Source organism: Metalysinibacillus jejuensis (assembly GCF_003057615.1).
GTDB classification, from domain to species: domain Bacteria; phylum Bacillota; class Bacilli; order Bacillales_A; family Planococcaceae; genus Metalysinibacillus; species Metalysinibacillus jejuensis.
Window position 1 is genome coordinate 1 of record NZ_QAFW01000148.1, and the last position, 577, is coordinate 577.

Annotated in this window: 2 protein-coding genes; both read right to left on the bottom strand. The window is 37.3% G+C overall.

Annotation, left to right across the window (positions count from 1 at the left end):
- The coding region (locus DDE80_RS14535) for a macro domain-containing protein (RefSeq protein WP_201261549.1) at positions 1–199 on the bottom strand (199 nt) is incomplete at its 3' end.
- 13 nt (positions 200–212) lie between these two features.
- The coding region (locus DDE80_RS14540) for a DUF4433 domain-containing protein (RefSeq protein ID WP_153060934.1) at positions 213–577 on the bottom strand (365 nt) is incomplete at its 5' end.

The following is a 577-nucleotide window of genomic DNA, read 5'->3' on the forward strand; positions in this document are numbered from 1 at the left end:
CTACAACTTCAGTGACATGCATGTTACCCACTTGCACAAGCCCCTTTTTACAGGCTTTCTCATACTGTTTAAACACATCAGGGAAAGCTTGTTTAAACTGAAGGGCAATTCCTTTTCCCATTACACCTACTGTATTTACTGTATTTACATATGCTTCAGCTGAATCTTCAAGCAAATTACCTTTGACAGATTGAATCATTATACTCACCTCTTTAGAAATAAAATTGTTTCCGTACAGCAACGGGTAATGAAATACCGTTTTGTTGTAAAAGTTGTTCTACCCTATGCTTTATTTGCTCGTTGTATACTGCAAAACCTAAACAAGCCTTAAGTGGGACCTCATTGTGTACTAAAAACTCGGCTTGTCTTCGGGCCTTTCTATTGGGATCCTCATCAGTATCTGTCCATATTGTCGCTTTCATAATTGGCCAATCAATTTTATCCAAATCGGTTAATTCCTCATAAAAATTCGTTAGTCTTCTTATAGCATGAGCATCTGTAAAAACAAAAGCAGGACAATGTTGTTGTATCATGGCTGTATTGGTCATGAAATATACCATGTTTTGCTGTGGGGGAT